The 18,255-nt window shown below is 71.1% G+C and carries 22 protein-coding genes; 14 read left to right on the top strand and 8 right to left on the bottom strand.

What is annotated here, in order from left to right:
• Positions 1-10 precede the first annotated feature (10 nt).
• The 5 genes from pstA to MUY14_RS38590 form a co-directional block, all read right to left on the bottom strand.
• Complete coding sequence (gene pstA / locus MUY14_RS38610; protein WP_247016957.1) at positions 11-925, bottom strand: phosphate ABC transporter permease PstA; 915 nt, start codon at positions 923-925, stop codon at positions 11-13.
• A complete protein-coding gene (gene pstC, locus MUY14_RS38605) occupies positions 922-1,848 on the bottom strand; it encodes a phosphate ABC transporter permease subunit PstC (protein WP_247025457.1) in 927 nt (308 codons plus the stop codon). Before pstC ends, pstA begins: the two co-directional genes overlap by 4 nt.
• Positions 1,849-2,046: 198 nt before the next feature.
• Positions 2,047-3,177 (bottom strand): phosphate ABC transporter substrate-binding protein PstS, encoded by a 1,131-nt coding sequence (gene pstS, locus MUY14_RS38600; protein WP_247016955.1) that lies wholly within the window; start codon positions 3,175-3,177, stop codon positions 2,047-2,049.
• A 225-nt stretch (positions 3,178-3,402) separates the two neighbouring features.
• Positions 3,403-4,308 carry a mycothiol synthase gene (mshD, locus tag MUY14_RS38595; protein WP_247016952.1) on the bottom strand — a complete coding sequence of 302 codons (906 nt, stop codon included), beginning with the start codon at positions 4,306-4,308 and terminating at the stop codon, positions 3,403-3,405.
• 67 nt (positions 4,309-4,375) lie between these two features.
• Positions 4,376-5,119 carry a response regulator transcription factor gene (locus tag MUY14_RS38590; RefSeq protein ID WP_247016950.1) on the bottom strand — a complete coding sequence of 248 codons (744 nt, stop codon included), beginning with the start codon at positions 5,117-5,119 and terminating at the stop codon, positions 4,376-4,378.
• A 152-nt stretch (positions 5,120-5,271) separates the two neighbouring features.
• Here MUY14_RS38590 and MUY14_RS38585 point away from each other — a divergent pair, with 152 nt between their 5' ends.
• The 9 genes from MUY14_RS38585 to MUY14_RS38545 all read left to right on the top strand — a co-directional run bounded on the left by MUY14_RS38585 (position 5,272) and on the right by MUY14_RS38545 (position 11,330).
• A complete protein-coding gene (locus MUY14_RS38585) occupies positions 5,272-6,168 on the top strand; it encodes a DUF2993 domain-containing protein (protein WP_247016948.1) in 897 nt (298 codons plus the stop codon).
• Between the two features lie 12 nt (positions 6,169-6,180).
• Entirely contained in the window at positions 6,181-6,609 is a 429-nt protein-coding gene (locus tag MUY14_RS38580) for a thioredoxin family protein (RefSeq protein ID WP_247016946.1), read from the top strand.
• Between the two features lie 261 nt (positions 6,610-6,870).
• Entirely contained in the window at positions 6,871-7,302 is a 432-nt protein-coding gene (locus MUY14_RS38575; RefSeq protein WP_247016944.1) for a DUF4395 domain-containing protein, read from the top strand.
• Positions 7,303-7,332: 30 nt separating this feature from the next.
• Positions 7,333-8,169 carry a sulfurtransferase gene (locus MUY14_RS38570; protein WP_247016942.1) on the top strand — a complete coding sequence of 279 codons (837 nt, stop codon included), beginning with the start codon at positions 7,333-7,335 and terminating at the stop codon, positions 8,167-8,169.
• Positions 8,169-8,480, top strand: coding sequence for a DUF1416 domain-containing protein (locus tag MUY14_RS38565; RefSeq protein ID WP_247016940.1), 312 nt, complete (start codon positions 8,169-8,171; stop codon positions 8,478-8,480). Before MUY14_RS38570 ends, MUY14_RS38565 begins: the two co-directional genes overlap by 1 nt.
• A gap of 270 nt (positions 8,481-8,750) precedes the next feature.
• Positions 8,751-9,365, top strand: a complete 615-nt coding sequence (locus MUY14_RS38560) for an FABP family protein (RefSeq protein ID WP_247016938.1) — start codon at positions 8,751-8,753, stop codon at positions 9,363-9,365.
• A gap of 5 nt (positions 9,366-9,370) precedes the next feature.
• A complete protein-coding gene (locus MUY14_RS38555) occupies positions 9,371-9,967 on the top strand; it encodes an allophanate hydrolase subunit 1 (protein ID WP_247016936.1) in 597 nt (198 codons plus the stop codon).
• Positions 9,964-10,812, top strand: coding sequence for a biotin-dependent carboxyltransferase family protein (locus MUY14_RS38550; RefSeq protein WP_247016934.1), 849 nt, complete (start codon positions 9,964-9,966; stop codon positions 10,810-10,812). Before MUY14_RS38555 ends, MUY14_RS38550 begins: the two co-directional genes overlap by 4 nt.
• Before the next feature lie 98 nt (positions 10,813-10,910).
• Positions 10,911-11,330 carry a hypothetical protein gene (locus tag MUY14_RS38545; protein WP_247016932.1) on the top strand — a complete coding sequence of 140 codons (420 nt, stop codon included), beginning with the start codon at positions 10,911-10,913 and terminating at the stop codon, positions 11,328-11,330.
• Here MUY14_RS38545 and MUY14_RS38540 read toward each other — a convergent pair.
• On the bottom strand, positions 11,309-12,157 hold the full coding sequence (locus MUY14_RS38540) for an aminodeoxychorismate lyase (RefSeq protein WP_247016930.1): 849 nt from the start codon (positions 12,155-12,157) through the stop codon (positions 11,309-11,311). The genes MUY14_RS38545 and MUY14_RS38540 overlap by 22 nt on opposite strands.
• Positions 12,158-12,188: 31 nt before the next feature.
• Between MUY14_RS38540 and MUY14_RS38535 the strand changes: the two genes are divergently transcribed.
• Genes MUY14_RS38535 through MUY14_RS38525 form a run of 3 tightly spaced genes read left to right on the top strand, consistent with a single transcriptional unit; the run spans position 12,189 to position 14,870 of the window.
• Complete coding sequence (locus MUY14_RS38535) at positions 12,189-13,319, top strand: folate-binding protein YgfZ (RefSeq protein WP_247016928.1); 1,131 nt, start codon at positions 12,189-12,191, stop codon at positions 13,317-13,319.
• A 49-nt stretch (positions 13,320-13,368) separates the two neighbouring features.
• Positions 13,369-13,938, top strand: coding sequence for an aerial mycelium formation protein (locus tag MUY14_RS38530; protein WP_247016926.1), 570 nt, complete (start codon positions 13,369-13,371; stop codon positions 13,936-13,938).
• Positions 13,935-14,870, top strand: a complete 936-nt coding sequence (locus MUY14_RS38525; RefSeq protein WP_247016924.1) for an asparaginase — start codon at positions 13,935-13,937, stop codon at positions 14,868-14,870. The genes MUY14_RS38530 and MUY14_RS38525 overlap by 4 nt, the downstream gene beginning before the upstream one ends.
• A gap of 109 nt (positions 14,871-14,979) precedes the next feature.
• Here the strand turns inward: MUY14_RS38525 and MUY14_RS38520 are convergent, their stop codons facing one another.
• Positions 14,980-15,876 (bottom strand): hypothetical protein, encoded by an 897-nt coding sequence (locus tag MUY14_RS38520; RefSeq protein WP_247016922.1) that lies wholly within the window; start codon positions 15,874-15,876, stop codon positions 14,980-14,982.
• Between the two features lie 207 nt (positions 15,877-16,083).
• Here MUY14_RS38520 and MUY14_RS38515 point away from each other — a divergent pair, with 207 nt between their 5' ends.
• Entirely contained in the window at positions 16,084-16,272 is a 189-nt protein-coding gene (locus MUY14_RS38515; protein WP_247016920.1) for a DUF3073 domain-containing protein, read from the top strand.
• A 105-nt stretch (positions 16,273-16,377) separates the two neighbouring features.
• Entirely contained in the window at positions 16,378-17,232 is an 855-nt protein-coding gene (locus MUY14_RS38510) for a 3-hydroxybutyryl-CoA dehydrogenase (RefSeq protein ID WP_281506208.1), read from the top strand.
• On the opposite strand, the gene MUY14_RS38505 is transcribed toward MUY14_RS38510, so the two are convergent.
• Entirely contained in the window at positions 17,223-18,041 is an 819-nt protein-coding gene (locus tag MUY14_RS38505; RefSeq protein ID WP_247016916.1) for an ECF transporter S component, read from the bottom strand. The two genes, MUY14_RS38510 and MUY14_RS38505, sit on opposite strands and share 10 nt — an antisense overlap.
• Positions 18,042-18,255: the final 214 nt, after the last annotated feature.

Raw genomic sequence — 18,255 nt, 5'->3', positions numbered from 1 at the left:
CAGGAACAGCTCACTTCTTCTTCGGGGCGACGAGGCGCGCGAACACGGTGGCGAGGAGGTTGATCAGCGCGATGATGATCACCAGGGTCAGTGCGGCGCCCCAGATCCGGTCGAAGCCGACCGAGCCGGGATCCATCGAGTTGGTGACGCGCTCGTTGTTCATCAGCAGCGGGAGCGCCGCCTGCTCGCCGCTGAAGATGTCCCAGTTCGTGTAGGCGGAGTAGCCGACCAGGACCAGCAGCGGCGCGGTCTCGCCCATCACGCGGGCCAGCGCCATCATGACGCCGCCGACGATGCCGGACATCGCCGTCGGGAGCACGATCTTCATGATCGTCTTCCACTTCGGCACGCCCAGCGCGTAGGAGGCCTCACGCAGGTCGTCCGGGACGATCCGCAGCATCTCTTCCGACGAGCGGACGACCACCGGGATCATCAGCAGCACCAGGGCCAGCGACACGGCGAAACCGCTGCGCGGCAGGCCGAACGTGGTGATCCAGAGCGCGTAGATGAACAGCGCCGCGACGATCGAGGGGACACCGGAGAGGATGTCCACCATGAACGTGGTGGCCTTGGCGAGCTTGCCGCGGCCGTACTCGACGAGGTAGATCGCGACGAGCATGCCGATCGGCACCGCGATGACCGCACAGACCAGACCCTGCAGCAGGCTGCCGATGATGGCGTGCAGCACGCCGCCGCCGACCTCGTCGGACAGGAAGTTGCCCAGGTCCTGCGACCACCAGTTGGAGTACGGGATGCGCTTGATGCCGTTCGCGATGACCGTGTACAGCACCCAGACCAGCGGGACGACGGCGATCAGGAACGACAGCCAGACCAGCGTGGTCGCGACGCCGTTTTTGACCTTGCGGGCCAGGCTGACCTGCTGGAACGCGGGGGTCGTGGCCGGGGCTTCGAGCGTGGTGGTCATGCTCGGTCTCCCTTCTTGCCGATGACGGACCGCGCCGCGAAGTTGACGAGGAACGTGAGCACGAACAGCACCAGGCCGGCCGCGATGTACGCGCCGGCCGAGATCTCGTTGTTGAACTCGCTGTAGTTGGCGGCGATCTTCGAGGCGAAGGTGGCGCCGCCGTCGAAGAGGCTCCAGTCGAAGTTCTTGCCCTGCGGGATCAGCAGGATCACGGCCAGCGCGATCGTCTCACCCAGTGCCCGGCCGAGGCCGAGCATGGACGCGCCCACGTACCCGGCCTTGCCGAACGGGAGCACCGTGGTGCGGATGACCTCCCAGCGGGTGGCGCCGAGCGCGAGCGCGCCCTCCATGTGCGGGGTCGGCGTGCGCTCGAAGACCTCACGCGAGAGCGAGGTGATGATCGGCAGGATCATCACGGCCAGCACGATGCCGGCGGTGAAGATCGTGCCGCGCACGCTCGGCGCGACGTTGCCGGGGGCCAGCAGCGGGAACCACGAGAACGTGTCGTTGATCCACTGCGAGAACGGCTCGATCGCCGGGGCGAAGACGAGGATGCCCCAGAGACCGAAGATGATCGACGGCACCGCGGCGAGCAGGTCGATGACGTACGCGAACGGCCGCGCGAGCCGCTTCGGCGCGTACTGGGTCAGGAACAGGGCGATGCCCAGGGAGACCGGCATCGCGATGATCAGGGCCACGACCGAGGTCGCCACGGTGACCTCGAGCAGGTCGAGGATGCCGAACGACATGTTCGCCGGGTCGTTGGTCGACCAGCCGTGGTTGGTGAGGAAGTTGGCCTTGTCGGCCTGCAGCGCCGGGATCGCCTGGATGAGCAGGAAGAGCCCGATCAGGCCGATCAGGGCGACGACGAAGATCCCGGCCCCGGTGGTCAGGTTCTGGAAGATGCGGTCACCGGGCCGCACCTTCTTCGCTTTCTCGCCCGCGGGCGGCTGCGGCGCCGCCGGCGGGGCTGGTTGCTCCGAAATCGGGACCTCCGGGGGCGTCGTGGCGGACGACGAACGCCCACCGGGGTCGCCGGTGGGCGTTCGCGTCGAGGATGACTCGCTCATCAGCTACTTCTGACCAGCCTCTATCACTCGGATGTCAGTCGCAATGCCGGTTCAGGAGATCGCCTTGACGGCGGCCAGGACCTTGGTCTGCAGCGACTGCGGGATCGGCACGTAGCCCTTGGCGGACAGCGGCTGCTGACCGTCGGTGGCGGCCACCGTCAGGAACGCCTTGACGGCCTTCGCGACATCCGGGTTCGCGTACTTCGAGCAGACGATCTCGTAGGTCGTCAGCAGCAGCGGGTAGGCACCCGCGGTGTTGCTGGCGTAGATGCCGTTGAGGTCGAGCGCGAGGTCGTTCGAGCCGTCCTTGAGGAACTTCGCCGCGTCCAGGGACTTCGCCACGTTCGCCGCGTTGAGCTCGACACCGCCGGAGCCGCTGTCGATGAGGGCCGGGGTCAGGCCGTCCTTGGCGAACGCGCCCTCGACGTAGGTGATGCCGCCGTCGGAGGCCTTCACCGCGGTCGCGACACCGTTGGAGCCCTGCGCACCGTTGCCGACGCCACCGTTGAACTTCTTGCCGGCACCCTTGGTCCAGTCCGCCTTCGCGGCCGCGCCAAGGTACTTCTGGAAGTTGTCGGTGGTGCCCGACTCGTCGGCGCGGGAGACGACCTGGATGGCCTTGTCCGGCAGGTTCAGGCTCTCGTTGCCCTTGACCGCCTTGATGGCCGGGTCGTTCCACTTGGTGATGCCACCGCTGAAGATCTTGGCGGTCACCGACGGGGTCAGCGTCAGCTTGTCCACACCGGACAGCTTGTAGGCGACCGCGATCGGGCCGACGACCAGCGGGATGTTCCAGGCGTCGCTGGCGCAGCGGGCCTTGGCGGCCGCGGCGTCGGCGTCCTTGATCGGCGAGTCCGAGCCGCCGAAGTCGATCTGGTTGGCGTTGAACTGCTTGACGCCGGCGCCCGAGCCACTCGGGTTGTAGTTGACCTGCTGGCCCGCGCACTTCTTGCTGTACTGCTGCGTGAAGATGTCGATGGCGTTCTTCTGCGCCGACGAACCTTCCGCGGAGAGCGGGCTCTTGCCACCGCACTCCACGGCGGCGGTGCCGGTCGCAGCGGGCGCCGAAGCCGAGTTCGAGCTGCCGCTGTTGGTCGCCGCGGGGTCGGAACCACAGGCGGCGAGCACGAGGGCGGCGCTCGCGACGATGCCCACCGCGCTCAGGGGCCGCATGATCTTCACTGCTGTTTCCTCCATCAGGAGCTTGACCGGGTCGTCGCGGCGTGCTGCCGCGCCGGATCCGGACATTAGGCAGCGCCGGTGGACGGTCGCCCCTGTCCAGGTGAACGAAAAGTGAACAAGGCTCCGGATGTGAGCAGTGCTACTACCCCGATAGGGTGCCGTGTCCGCGCCGTGACCTGCGCGTTCGCACACCGTGACGAGGTGCTCGCACCCCGTCCACCGTGGTCACCGACCGTACTGGACGTCGGTTTCGTGACGGGAAAACCCGAGCTTCGTGTAGACGGCGAGCGCCGGGGCGTTGTCGCCCTCGACGTACAGGATGATCTGGCCCAGTCCCCGGCTCGCGAGGTACCGCAGCCCGGCGAGGGTCAGCGCCCGGCCGAGCCCGCCGCCCTGCGCCGCCGGGTCGACGCCGACGACGTAGACCTCGCCGACGCGCTCGCCGCCGAACCGGCCCGGGGTGGCCTCGTGCACCTTCGTCCAGTGGAAGCCGATGACTTCGCCGCGCTCTTCCGCGAGGAAGAAGCCCTCGGGGTCGAACCACGGCCGGCGCTCGTCGGCGCGGATGTCGTCGGCGGTCAGCGCGCCCTGCTCGGGGTGCCAGTCGAAGGCCCGCGCGTTCACCCGGACGACGGCGTCCTCGTCCTGCCCCGGCACGAACGTCCGCAGCGAGACGCCGTCGCGCAGCACCGGCTCGGGCCAGTCCGCGCCCTCGACGTCGGTGTGCAGGATCAGCAGCTCGCGCTTGCGCTCCAGGCCGGTCTTCAGCGCCAGCTTCCGCGCGGCGGGGTGGTCGCCGTGCGCCCAGATCCGGAAGCCGACCGCGGCACGCTCGTCGAGCGCCTGAAGCAGCTTCGCGCCGTAGCCGCGGTTGCGGTGGGCCGGGTGCACGAAGAGCTCCGCGACCTGGTGCCCGAAGGAGTCACCGGTGGTGTCGACGTGGGCGTAGCCGACGACATCGCCGTCGATGCAGGCGACGAGGTGTTCACCGCCGTCGAACTCGCCGGGCAGCGGGCCTTCGGACGCCACCTCGGGCCGCCCGTCGGCCTCGCGGACGGCCAGCAGCAGCCCGCGGACGTCCTCGAGCTGCTTTTCGTCCAGTTCCTGCCGCCACTCGCCTTCACCACTCACCCTGCGACCGTACCCGCGGGAGAGGCAACGCGACGGTTCTCGCCGCGTCCTGAGAAGTGTGGTGGTGTCAGTGCGCGAGTTCGGGGGTCTCCGCCGGCGCCTCGGCCGGGACCGGCTGGCGGGGCACGCCGGCCTTGGCCGGCCGCTCGAACTTGTAGCCGACGTTGCGCACGGTGCCGATCATCTGCTCGTGCTCCGGACCGAGCTTGGCACGCAGCCGCCGGACGTGGACGTCGACCGTGCGCGTGCCGCCGAAGAAGTCGTAGCCCCAGACCTCCTGCAGCAGCTGGGCGCGGGTGAACACCCGGCCGGCGTGCTGGGCGAGGTACTTGAGCAGCTCGAACTCCTTGTAGGTGAGCTCGAGGGTGCGCTTACGCAGGCGCGCGGTGTAGGTCGCCTCGTCGATGACCAGTTCGCCGACCCGCAGCTCGGCGTCGACCTGCGCGGAACCGCCGTCGCGCGTGGTGACCAGCCGCAGCCGGGCATCGACCTCGGCCGGGCCCGCGGTCGGCAGGAGGATGTCGTCGGTGCGCCACTCGGCGCTGACCGCCACCAGGCCGCCCTCGCCGACGACGGCGATGATCGGCGTGGCCGCCTCGTCTTCACCCGCGCCCTTGAGCAGCCGGCAGAGGCTCTTCGCCGAGGCCAGGTCGCTGCGGGCGTCGAGGACGATGACGTCCCGGTGGCCCGCGTCGAGCAGGGCCGTCACCTCGGGCGGGCGGACGCGTACGGTGTGCGGCAGCAGGTCCAGCGCGGGAAGCACCGCAGTGGCGTCGGCTTCCGCAGTCAGCACCAGAAGGTCCAGGCTCATGAGCCGCACCGCCTCCACAAATCGTCGTCGCTCGGTGGCGTTGTTCGGTGCTAAGTGAGAATAGCGGCTCGACCGCCCGGCACCTAACCCTTGCTGGATCGATCACACCTGGAGAAACCCCGGTGGACCCGACGAACAGGAGTACGGACGCGATGGTGAGCAGGCCCGTGACCCGGGACGACCGACCCGGACCGACGCCGGACGCGCGGCGCCGCGGACGCCGGGCCCGGCGCTGGGTGATCGCACTGGTCGTCCTGGTGCTGTTGCTGGTCGGCGCCGATTTCGGGGCCGCCGCGTACGCCGAGCACATGATCTCGCAGAAGGCCCGCACGCAGCTGCAGCTGACCGACGACCCGTCGGTGACGATCCACGGCTTCCCGTTCCTCACGCAGGCACTCGGTGGTGACTACAGTCACATCAGCGTGTCCGCCGCCGGCATCCCGGTCGCGGACAAGCTCCAGGACGTCGCGGTGAACGCCGAGCTGGAGAACGTCTCGGCGCCGCTGTCCGACCTCACCTCGGGCAACACGAAGGCGATCACCATCGGCGAGCTGACCGGCGCGGTCACCATCAAGGCCGCCGACCTGGCCCGCCTCTCGCCGCTGGACAAGATCAAGGACCTGCGGATCGAGCCGTCGAGCACCGACTACGTCGAGAACGGCGACGCCGGCCAGAGCGAGCCGGCGCCGACCACCACGACCGGGGCCGACGGCCAGCCCGTCGACGAGTCGAGCACCGGTGTCCGCATTTCGGGACACCTTCAGTTCGCGGGCAAGGATCTGGAAATCTTCTGCTTCGCGATGATCGAAGCCGACGCGAAGGGCGGGACGATCAACTTCATCCCCAAGCGGCTGCAGTTCGGGAACGACCAGGAGACCACGGTCGTCCCCGCGGCGGTGCAGAAGGCGCTGCTGCCGAACTTCAAGGCGTCGATCAGCACGAAGGACCTGCCGCTGTCGGTCACCCCGACCGGCGTGCGGGTGCAGAGCGGATCGGTCACGATCAAGGGCGAAGCGACCAATGTGTCCTTCGCGGACCTGAGCAAGTAGAGGAGCGGTGCGGTGACGGGACTGTGGGTGCTCGCGGCGACGCTGGTGGCCGCCGCGGCCGTCGGTGTCCTGCTGAAGGCCCGCAACGGGCGCGTGCGCGAGGCGAAGCCCGCAGTGCGTGAGCTGCCCGGTCCCGTCGCCGCCGCCCTCGACCCGGCGTCCGCCGTGACGCTGGTCCAGATCTCCACCACCTTCTGCGCGCCCTGCCGGCACGCGAAGGCCGTCCTCGCCCCGCTCGCCGAGCGGACCGACGGCCTGCACCACGTCGAACTCGACGTCACGAACCAGCCGGAGGTCGCGCAGTCGCTGGCCGTGCTGCGGACGCCGACCACGATCGCGCTGACCCCGGACGGCCGGGAGCTGCTGCGCGTCGGCGGGGTCCCGAAAGGACCCGAGCTGCTGGCCGCGTTGCAGCCGCATCTCACGACTCGGACGCCCTGACCAGGCACCTTCCCATGAATTGGGATTTCTCCCAGAGTGTGAACGTGGTTCCCACCCTGAGGGAGAGCTGGGTACGCTCGCACCCGTGACCAGGCTGAGCACGTTCCTCACGCAGCGACGCGCAGTAGACCTCTGCCGCGTCCGCAGCAGCCTGTGTCGCGCGTCGTCCGACCGGCGCTGAACCACGCCCGTCCCCGCCAGCCCTGATGCCGCTGACGCGTGCCGTTCGCACGTAATCTCCCTGCTCCAGCTGGAGGATCCATGTCCGCCGGACCGGCCGTCGACCCGCGAGGCCCGCGGTTCGCCGCCATCCTGACCACGATCGTGCTCGCGGTCGTCCTGGTCACCGAGTGGTGGCCGCTGCTGGCGGTCCAGACCGTCGTGTTCGCCATCGGCGCCTTCGTCGGGCTCAAGCCGGCGCCCTACTCGATCGTGTACCGCACGCTCGTGGCCCCGCGCCTCGGCCCGACCGACGAGCGCGAGGACGCGGCGCCGCTGCGGTTCGCGCAGGCCGTCGGGTTCGTGTTCGCGCTGGTCGGCACGATCGGCTTCGCCACCGGGCTCACCCCGCTCGGCATCGTCGCGACGGCGTTCGCGTTGTTCGCGGCCTTCCTCAACGCCGCCTTCGACTTCTGCCTCGGCTGCGAAATGTTCTTGCTGATCAAGCGCTTCACCCCCGCCCGCGCGTCCTGAAAGTTCAACCCCAGAAAGAGAGTCCGTTCCATGAGCCGTGAAGACGTCCTGGTCACCACTCAGTGGGCCGAGGAGAACCTGGACACCCCCGGCGTCGTGTTCGCCGAGGTCGACGAGGACACCACCGCCTACGACGCCGGCCACATCCGGGGCGCGGTGAAGTTCGACTGGCGGAACGACCTGCAGGACGGGGTGCGCCGCGACTTCGTCTCCAAGGAGGGCTTCGAGAAGCTCCTGTCGGAGAAGGGGATCGGGAACGACGACCTCGTCGTCCTCTACGGCGGCAACAACAACTGGTTCGCCGCGTACGCGTACTGGTACTTCAAGCTGTACGGCCACGAGAAGGTCGCGCTGCTCGACGGCGGCCGCAAGAAGTGGGAGCTCGACGGCCGCGAGCTGAACTCCGACGAGGTCAAGCGCGCCGCGACCGAGTACAAGGCGCAGGACCAGGACCTGACCCTGCGCGCCTTCCGCGACGAGGTCGTCCAGTCGATCGGCGCGAAGAACTTCGTGGACGTGCGTTCCCCGGACGAGTTCTCCGGCAAGCTGCTCGCCCCGGCGCACCTGCCGCAGGAGCAGTCCCAGGTTCCCGGGCACATCCCCGGCGCGCTGAACGTGCCGTGGGCGAAGGTCGCCAACGAGGACGGCACCTTCAAGACCGAGGAAGAGATCAAGGAGCTGTACAAGGACGAGGGCATCGACGAGGGCAAGGGCACCATCGCCTACTGCCGCATCGGCGAGCGCTCCTCGATCGCGTGGTTCGCGCTCCACGAGCTGCTGGGCTACGAGGACGTCAAGAACTACGACGGTTCATGGACGGAATACGGCTCGCTCGTCGGCGTGCCGGTCGAGTTGGGAGCTAAGTGATGGCGGTTGACGACAGCTGCGGCGCACCGGCCCAGGTGGCCACGCCGGCGGACTACGACACGCGCGGCCAGGTCGTGCTGGCCGGCAAGGTGACGGGCGAGAACGGGCCGGTCGGCGGCGCGTTCGTCCGCCTCCTCGACGGCGGCGGCGACTTCACCGGCGAGGTGGTCTCCTCGGCCGACGGCGACTTCCGCTTCTACGCGGCGCCGGGCGACTGGACGGTCCGCGCCCTGCACCGCACCGGCAACGGCGAGGCGTCGGTCTCGGCCGACGGCCCCGGCGTGCACCAGCTGGCGATCTCGGTCGCCTGAGTTCGTTCGTCGTGAGGGGCACCCTCATGGGCTTCGAGTCCATGAGGGTGCCCCTCCCGGCTTTTCGGCCGTGGCGGTGGCCGGGGCTGGTCCTGCTCTCGGTGACCGTGCTCACCGCGGCGACCCTGCGCCGGGCCGCGTGGGGCCGGTCGGACTATCCTGCGAGGCGTGGAAATCCTGTTTACGACCCTGCTGGTGCTGGCGGGCATCGCGATCACCTGGTTCGCCGTGTACGTCGTCTACCGGCTCTACGCGGACCAGCGCTGACCCATGACGGCCAGCGGCGACGAAGCCATCGCGGCAGCGGAGGCGCGCGCGGAGAGCACCCGGGCGCGCAACCTCCCGCTGTGGGACGACCTGCCCATCCCCAACGACACCGCGAACCTGCGCGAAGGGGCCAACCTCAACGACGCCTGCCTCGCGTTGCTGCCGCTCGTCGGCGTGTGGCGCGGTGAAGGCGAGGTCGACTACCCGACCATCGAGGGCCCGCGCAAGTTCGCGCAGCAGCTCACGATCTCGCACGACGGCCGTCCGTTCCTGATCCACGAGGCCCGGGCCTGGCTACTCGACGACGACGGCAACGTCATCCGCCCCGCCGCCCGCGAGTCCGGGTTCTGGCGGCCGCAGGAAGACGACACCATCGAGCTGCTGCTCACGCACAACACCGGCATCGTCGAGCTGTACTACGGCAAGCCGCGCAACCAGACGTCCTGGGAGCTCGGCACCGACGCGGTGGTCCGCACGGCCACGGCGAAGGACGTCACGGCCGCCCAGCGGCTGTACGGCCTGATCGACGGCTCCCTCGGCTACGTCGAGGAGCGCGCGATGGTCGGCCAGGAGATGCAGCCCCACAGCTCCGCCCTGCTGCACCGCGTCGTCGGCTGACGCCGGTGCGCTGGCGGCGGTGCGGCGAGGACGCCGCCCTGCTCGACTGCGACTCCCTCGAGCAGCTGCGGGCCGCGCACGCGACCGTCCTGGCCGCCCGCCCCGCGGGGGTCGTCGACCTCGTCCCGGGCGCGCGCAGCCTGCTGGTCGTCGGGGACGTCGCCGCGGTGCGGGCATTGCTGGACGGCGCCGACCTGAGCCACCCGCCCGCCGGCGAGCCGCGTGAAGTCACCCTTGACGTCCGCTACGACGGCGAGGACCTCGAGCTGGTCGCGTCGGACGCCGGGATCTCCGCGGACGCCGTCGTCGAGCTGCACACCGGGGCCGTCTACACGGTCGCGTTCACCGGGTTCGCGCCCGGCTTCGGCTACCTGACCGGCCTGCCGGCACCCCTGCGCCAGCCGCGGCTGGCGTCGCCACGGACCCGCGTCCCGGCCGGCTCGGTCGGACTGGCCGGCGAGTTCACCGGCGTCTACCCGCGTGAATCACCGGGGGGCTGGCGGCTGCTCGGGCACACGCCGGCGACGCTGTTCGACCCGCACGCGGACCCGCCGGCGTTGTTCGCGCCGGGCGACCGCGTCCGCTTCCGGAGCGTCCGATGAGGAGCCTGGAAGTCCTGGACCCGGGCCGGTACGCGCTGGTCGAGGACCTCGGCCGGCCCGGCTACGCCCACCTCGGCGTCGCCCCTTCGGGGGCCCTCGACACGGCGTCGCTGCGGCTCGCGAACCGCCTGGTGGGCAACGCCGAAGCCGCCGCGGGGATCGAAGCCCTGCTCGGCGGCCTTTCGGTGCGCTTCACGGCTGCGGTGACCGTCGCCGTCACCGGCCCGGCGGTCCCGGTTTCCGTCGACGGCCGGGCTTTCGGCTCCCACACGCCCGTTCCGGTCCGCGCCGGGCAGACGTTGTCGATCGGCACCCCGACGACCGGCCTTCGCTGCTACCTCGCGGTGTCCGGCGGCATCGCCGTCGAACCGGTGCTGGGCAGCCGATCCCGGGACGTCCTGTCCGGCATCGGGCCCGAACCGCTGCACGCCGGCGACGTGCTCCCGCTCGGCTCGCCCACGGGAATCCCGGCGGGCGCGGACGTCGTCGTCCCCGTGCCCGCGCCGGGCGAGCTGGTCGTGCCGGTGACGCTCGGCCCGCGCGACGACTGGCTCGACGACGCCGCCGGCGGGCTCTCGGCGTGGTGGACGGTCACGGCCGAGTCGAACCGCGTCGGCCTGCGCCTCGACGGGACCCCGCTGCGCCGCGCGATCGACGGCGAGCTGCCCAGCGAAGGCGTCCTCACGGGCGCGATCCAGGTGCCGCCGAACGGACGGCCGGTGGTGTTCCTCGCCGACCACCCGACCACCGGCGGCTACCCCGTCGCGGCCGTCGTCCGCGCGACGGCGCTGAGCGCGCTCGCGCAGGCCCGGCCGGGCACCCGCGTCCGCTTCCGGATGTCCTGAAAGTCCGGTACCGCCAGGCAGGTGAGACCGGAGTCACCCGGTGCACCCGTCCGGGTAGGGGCTGGAACCATGTCGCGCTGTCACCCGTCCTGATAGCTGTGGAACAGGTGACGATCAGCGGTGGCACGGGTTTCCTCGACGTGAACACGCAGGCGCGCGCGGAGCTCCCGCAATCGCTGCGGATCGCACTCGCGACCGGGCAGCTGCGCCGCCCGCTGGCCACCACGCTCGGGCCCGTCCTCGACCTGCTCGTCGACGGCGACTACCGCGTGAGCGGCCCGGAACGGCTCGCCGCGGACCAGGAGCTGACGCCGACCGACGTCTGGCCGCCGTCCGACGAGGCCCGCGTCGGGTACTACCGGACCGCCATCCGCACCGGGCACCGGCCGGTCGCGGTGGTGCTGGCCGTCGGCGAACGCGAGCTGATCGTCGACGGCCACCACAAGATCGCCGCGTACCGGGCCGAAGCCGTCGCGCCGGCGGTCGTGCGGATCACTCAGGCGTACTCGCCCTCGTAAGCCGCCACGAGCTCGGTGTACCCGGCTGAGGAGTCGGGCAGGCGCTCGCCGTCCAGCGTGTGCACGCGGGTCAGCTTCCGCACGCTGGAGGCCATGAAGACGCCGTCGCCCTCGACGAGGTCGCGGACCGCCAGCGGCTCCACCTTGGTCGTCCAGCCCGCCTTTTCGGCGCCGCGGAACAGCGCGGCCTGAGTGGTGCCCGGCAGGATGCCGATGCTCGACGGCGGCGTGTAGAGCGTCCGGCCCTTCGCCAGCACGACGGTCGACGTCGGCCCTTCGAAGATCGAGCCGTCGGCGGCGGTGAAAATCACATCTTCGGCACCGCGGCGGCCCGCTTCGCGCACCGCGGCCATGTTCATCGCGTACGACAACGGCTTCGCGCCGAGCAGCAGCCAGGGCGCGCGCTCGGCGAGGTCCGGCGGGAAACCGCGGTCGAGGGTGACCGCGGAGACGCCGTCCGCGCGGGCCTTCAAGATCGACGGCGGCACCTCGGCACCGAGCGCGAACCCGGTCGGCCGCGCGGCGGGGTCGCCGTCGGATCCCCTGGTGTACACCAGTTTCAGCGTCATTTCGGGCCCGCCGGTCCACCTTTCGAGCACGGCCGAAACAACCCGCTCCCAGGCGTCGAGGTCGGGCTCCGGCAGGTCGAGCATGGCCGCCGACCGGGCCAGCCGCTCGAGGTGCGGGCGCAGTTCGCGGGGCCGGCCGCCGACGACGAGGATGGTCTCGAAGACGCCGTCGCCGCGCAGCAGACCGAGGTCGTCGACCTTGATCTGGGCGGCTTCGGGGTCGGCCGGGGTTCCGTCGAGGAAGACGAGCACGCGCATGCGGCCACGGTACTCACCTAGGCTGGGCGGTATGCCGTACCGCTCGCCGCTGCTGGACGTGCCCGGATCCATTCCTCCGCCTGACGATCACCCCGAAGCCGGCGTCCCCTGGCACTGGGGAGACCCCTTCGCGGAGCAGCGCACGGCCTCGCGCGGCGTGGTCGTGATCGACCGCTCGCACCGCGAGTTCCTCACCGTCACCGGTGAAGAGCGGCTCTCGTGGCTGCACCTGGTCATCTCGCAGCACGTGACCGGGCTCGCCGAGGGCTCCGGCACCGAGGCGCTGGTGCTGGACAGCCAGGGCCGCGTCGAGACGCACATGGTGGTCGCGCACGTCGACGGCACCGTGTACCTCGACACCGACCCGGGCCCGCGCGTCACCAGCGCGCTCCCCAAGGGCGGCCCCCAGACGCTGCTCGAGTACCTCGAAGCGATGAAGTTCTGGTCCAAGGTGGACATCCGCGACGCGACCGGCGAGTTCGCGCTGCTCACCGTGCTCGGCCCGGACGCCGAGCGCGTGCTGAGCGCGGTCGGCGCCGAGGTCGGGCCGGAGCCGTACGCGGTCGCGGCGCTGCCGGGGGGCGGTTTCGTCCGGCGGATGCCGTGGCCGGGCCGCTCCAGCGTGGACCTGGCGGTGCCGCGCGCGGCGCTGCCCGGCTGGTGGAAGCGGCTGACGGACGCGGGCGCGCGGGCGGCGGGCAGCTGGGTGTTCGACGCCCTGCGCGTCGAGTCGCTGCGGCCCCGGCTGGGCGTGGACACCGACGACCGCACGATCCCGCACGAGGTGGGCTGGGTCGGCTCGGCCGCGCACGTCGCGAAGGGCTGCTACCGCGGCCAGGAGACGGTGTCGAAGGTCCACAACGTGGGACGCCCGCCGCGGAACCTGCTGCTGCTCCACCTGGACGGCTCGCCCGAGGTCACGCCGGAGCCCGGCGACCCGCTGCTGCTCGACGGCCGGACGGTCGGCCGGATCGGCACGGTCATCCAGCACCACGAGCTCGGCCCGATCGCGTTGGCGCTGGTCAAGCGCTCGACGCCGGTCGGCGCGGAGCTGCTGGCGGGCGCGGAGGACAACCTCGTCCAGGCGGCGATCGACCCGGACTCGGTGCCGTCGGAACTCCCGGCCCCGGGACGGGCGGCGGCGGCGCAACTCCGTGGCTGAACGAAAGCCCCTGACAGCGAGATCACGCTCAACCGGGATAAACTGCGCTGTGATCGAAGTGCGGCCCGGCGGCAGGCGGCGGATCGACCGCGTGCTCGGCCCGGGGTACCTCAGCGGCTTGGGCGAACTGCCGTTGAAGGTGCTGCGCGAGCGGCGTGACGAAGCCGCGCAGGAAGAGACGGACCTGTCCTACCTGCGCCGGCTCCTGCACGCGCGGATCGACATCGTGCGCGCGGAGCAGACGCGGCGCAGTTCCGGCGGCGAGGCCAGCATCGTCGACCAGCTGGCGACGATCCTGGCCGACAACGCGCTGGGCCCGGCCGCGGGTTCGGGCCGCCACCAGCAGCTGGAGCCGTCCCGCGCGGGCGAGCACCGCCGGCACGCGGAAGCCCTGATCGGCGACACGGACCTGACCGACGTCGGGTCCCTCTCGGACGACAAGCTCGCCTCCGCTTTGGACACCTACGCGAGCGAAGAGCTGTCGGTGTCGTCCTTCCGGCGCGAGGTCCAGGGCGTGATGGACACGCTGAACGCGGAAATCGCGAAGCGCTACCAACAGGGATCGGCCACTGTGGACGAGCTGCTGGAGAGCGAGCGCGGACGCGGCGAGGCCCCGTGACCAACCCCGTCCTCGCCGAAGTCGTCCGATCCGGATTCGTCGAGAGCGTCCACCGCGGCGCGCTCGTGGTGACCGGCCCCGAGGGCGAAGCCCGCCTGGCACTGGGCGACGTGACCTCGCCGGTGTTCCCGCGCTCCTCGAACAAGCCGCTGCAGGCGGTCGGCATGCTGCGCGCGGGCCTGGACTTCGACGGCGAAGACCTGGCACTGGCGTGCGCCTCGCACTCCGGCGAGCCGGGCCACGTCAAGCGGGTCCTCGAGCTGCTGGAAGCGGCCGGCCTGCACGAAGACGACCTGGCGTGCCCCCCGGACTTCCCGCTGCACGTCCCGAGCATGCGCGACGCGGCCGAACCCCGCCGAGTGATGATGAACTGCTCCGGCAAGCACACGGCGATGCTGACGACGTGCCTCCGCGCGGGCTGGCCGACGTCGGGTTACGAAGCCCCGGACCACCCGCTTCAGCAGGAGATCGCGGCGGCGGTGGCGGAGCTGACGGCCGAGCCGATCGCCCACACGGGTGTCGACGGCTGCGGAGCCCCGCTGTTCGCGTTCTCGCTGACGGGTCTGGCCCGCGCGTTCGGCCGGGTGGCCTCGGCCCCGGACGGTCCGGCACGTCAGGTTGCGACGGCGATGCGCGCGCACCCGTGGCTGGTCGGCGGCACCGGCCGCGAGGACACGGACCTGATGTCCGCGGTGGACGGTCTGGTGTCCAAGGCCGGCGCGGAGGGCGTCCAGGCGTTCGCGTTGCCGGACGGGTTCGCGGTGGCGATCAAGATCGACGACGGCACCAAGCGAGCGTGCGCCCCGCTGGCCGTGGCGGCCCTGCGCTACCTGGGGGTCGACGTTTCGGGGCTGCCGGAGCCGGCCACCGGGACGATCCTGGGCGGCGGCCGCCCGGTGGGCGAGATCCGGGTCCCGGAACTGCGCGGCTGACGCTCGCCGGCTGCGGCAGCGGCATCGACCGAGGGCGGCGCGGCTGCGGTGGGCAGCGTCGCTGCGGTGGGCGGCGTCGCCGCGGCCGGTCCCGCGGCGCGCGCCCGGGTCAGTTCGAGTGTTCGCGGGCGGCCAGGTCGCCCCAGAACTCGCGCAGGTCCGAGAACAGCTCGGCCAGTTCCTCCACGTTCCCCGAGCGCAGCGCGTCCAGGATGTCGTGGACCTCGTCCGCCGTGTTGTCGGCTTCCAGGACCGCGTCCGCGAAGAGCTGGACCAGGCCGCCGTAGTCGAGTTCGATCACCGAGTCCGGGTGGAAGTTGTCCAGCCAGCGGCGGGTTTCGAAGAGGACCCGGCCCGGTCCGGAGTCGCCGAAGGTCTGTTCCAGCAGCTCACCGGCCTCGCGGGCGCGGTGCTGGGCGTCGGCGAGCGTCGCGCGCCAGGAGAGTTCGCGCTTCGGGTCGTCGCGGCCGGTACCCAGGATCAGGCGGCGGTCGTCCGGGTCGATCAGGACGAACCAGGGCAGCGGGACCGTCCACGTCGTCGACAGCGTGTGGGCCGCCGACGTGCTCAGGTCCACCATCGCCGACTTGGTGCGGGCGCGGATCGTCTCCTGGGTGAAGCCGCCTTCGTCGAGGACGACGTTCTTCAGCGCCGGGTGCGCGTCGCCCAGGAAGGTGACCAGCGCCGCCGCCGAGCGGGCGCGCAGCTCCAGCGGGCAGACGAGCGGGCCGGCTTCGGCCTTGCCGCCCGGGACGTCCGCCGGGTCGAGGACCAGGACGTCGGTCAGCAGGCTCGGCGCGGGACGGCCGTCGGCGAGCTCGGCGGGCAGCAACCGCCGCGGCGCGGCGACCTGTGACTTGAGCCACATGGCCTGCTCGCGGACCCCCGCGTCCGTCCGCCGCAGCTTGGCCGCCGCGACGGCCGCGCGCAGCCGATCGTCCGGCGGGTCGCCCAGCGCGGGCAGGGGTTCGTACACCCGGAGGTAGGCCACGAAGGGACGGAGCACGGGTAGATCGTGGCACGTCTACCTGCACCGATCGTCAGCGACCGGCCGGTAACCGGTGTCCGGCCGACACTGTCACCACCGGCACACCGTGCCACGTCGCATCGAACCCCCCGGACACGGTACGGTGTGAGCAGGAAAGAATTGTCGAGACGATGCGGGGCCGCCGATTCCCCCGGCCGCCCCGCCCCTGTGCGAGGGGGTCGAGCCATGGGGCGCGGCCGGGCTAAGGCCAAGCAGACGAAGGTGGCGCGCGAGCTCAAGTACAGCTCGCACGAGACCGACTTCGATGCTTTGCAGCGCGAGCTGTCGAGTAACTCCTCCAGCGGTCATTACGAGGAGTCCGACAGCGATGATCAAGACCCGTACGACGACGGGTACGACGAGTACCGTCGTTGAGCACGCGTAACCGCGCGAGGGCGAAGCCGGACACAATCCGGCACCGCCCTCGCGCGCTGCGTGCTGCCCAAGAACGGGCCTGCGAAGCAATGAAGGAGTGAGCCGGTGGTAAGTCGGATTGGTGTCGTCGGAGCGGGACTCATGGGTTCCGGCATCGCCGAGGTGCACGCCAGGGCCGGGTTGGACGTGGTGGTCACCGAGGTGAACCAGCCGGCGCTCGACGCGGGCAAGGCCCGCATCGAGAAGTCGCTCCAGCGCGGCGTCAAGAGCGGCAAGCTGTCCGCCGAAGACGCCGACGCGGCTCTGGGCCGGGTCCGGTTCACGACCGACATCGCCGAGTTCGCCGACCGCGAGCTGGTCGTCGAGGCGATCCTCGAGCAGGAGCAGGCGAAGGTCGACGTCTTCCGCCAGCTCGACAAGATCGTCGAGGCCGAGGACGCGGTGTTCGCGTCCAACACGTCGTCGATCCCGATCATGAAGCTGGGCATGGCGACGAGCCGGCCGCAGCAGGTGGTCGGCATCCACTTCTTCAACCCGGTGCCGGTGCTGCCGCTGGTGGAGCTGGTCCCCTCGCTGCTGACGAGCGACGAGACCGCCCGCCGCGCGGAGGAACACGCGACGACGGCGCTGGGCAAGACCGTGATCCGCTCGCAGGACCGCGCCGGCTTCATCGTGAACTCGCTGCTGGTGCCGTACCTGCTCTCGGCGATCCGCATGATCGAGTCCGGCTTCGCCTCGGCCGAGGACATCGACCGCGGCATGGAGCTGGGCACCGCCCACCCGATGGGCCCGCTGCGGCTGTCGGATCTGATCGGGCTGGACACGATCAAGGCCATCGCGGACTCGATGTACGCGGAGTTCAAGGAGCCGCTGTACTCGTCGCCGCCGCTGCTGCTGCGCATGGTGGACGCGGGCCTGCTCGGCAAGAAGACCGGCCGCGGCTTCTACTCCTACGGCTGATCGAAGGTCACGGGCGCGTCGAAAGCCGCGCGCCGGGCCGCCCGCCGCAGGACGGCGAGAATGGCCGGCCCGAGCAGCACGATCGCGACGGCGTTGGTGATCGCGCGCCCGGTGTCCCAGCCGAGCGTCGAGGTCAGCACGGTGTAGACGGCGAACCGGTGCAGGTTCTCCAGTAGCGGCGCCCCCGGCACGAAGCCGAGCTGCGTGCTGTCCCCGGCGAGGAACGGCCACGACCACAGGCTCATGAGCAGCCCGAAGAAGTAGGCCGCGAACACGCCGTACGCGACGAGCATCGCGATTTCGGCTTTGCCACGCGCCCGCGGCAGCAACCCGGCCCCGAGCCCGATGAGCGACGACGCGAGCATCTGGAACGGCAACCACGGCCCGACCCCGGCGGTGAGCAACGCGCTGGTGAACAGCGACGTCGAGCCCAGAACGAACCCGAACCCGGGCCCGAACACGCGGCCGGCGAGCACGAGCAGGAAGAACACCAGCTCGATGCCCCCGGTACCGGCACCGAGCGGCCGCAGGCCGGCGTTGACGGCGGAGAGCACGCCGAGGAGCGCGAGCGCTTTGGCATCGATGCCGCCGCGGGACAGCTCGGCGAGGACGACGAGGATCAGCACCGGCAGGGTCGCCATGAAGACGAACGGCGCATCCGCGGTGTGGGCGGCGGCGGTGGGCCGGGGGTTGGCGAAGAGGGGCCAGCAGAACATGGCCAGCCCGAGGAGGCTCGCGGTGGTGAGGACCAGCGCGGGCCTGGGGGTGAGCCGGATGGTTCGGGGCTTCGGCGGGAGGAAGCCGGTCATGGCGCCGCCTTCGCTGCCGCTTCGGGGGCTCGGGTCACTCTGGGCGGCTCTGTGTCGGTGGCCGCCCCGGCTCGGCCGCGGGTTGGTGCTGCGCCGGGCGCGCTGGGGTGGCCCGCCGCGCTGAATTGTGCGGGGGCCGGGCGCAGGCCACCTCTCGGCGCAGCGGGTGGTGCGGTCGGCTCCGCAGGAGTCCGCGCGGTGGCACCGGGCCATG

Source organism: Amycolatopsis sp. FBCC-B4732 (assembly GCF_023008405.1).
GTDB classification, from domain to species: Bacteria; Actinomycetota; Actinomycetes; order Mycobacteriales; family Pseudonocardiaceae; genus Amycolatopsis; species Amycolatopsis pretoriensis_A.
Note: the sequence above shows the minus strand (reverse complement) of the source record. Positions and strands in the feature narration are given on the sequence as shown.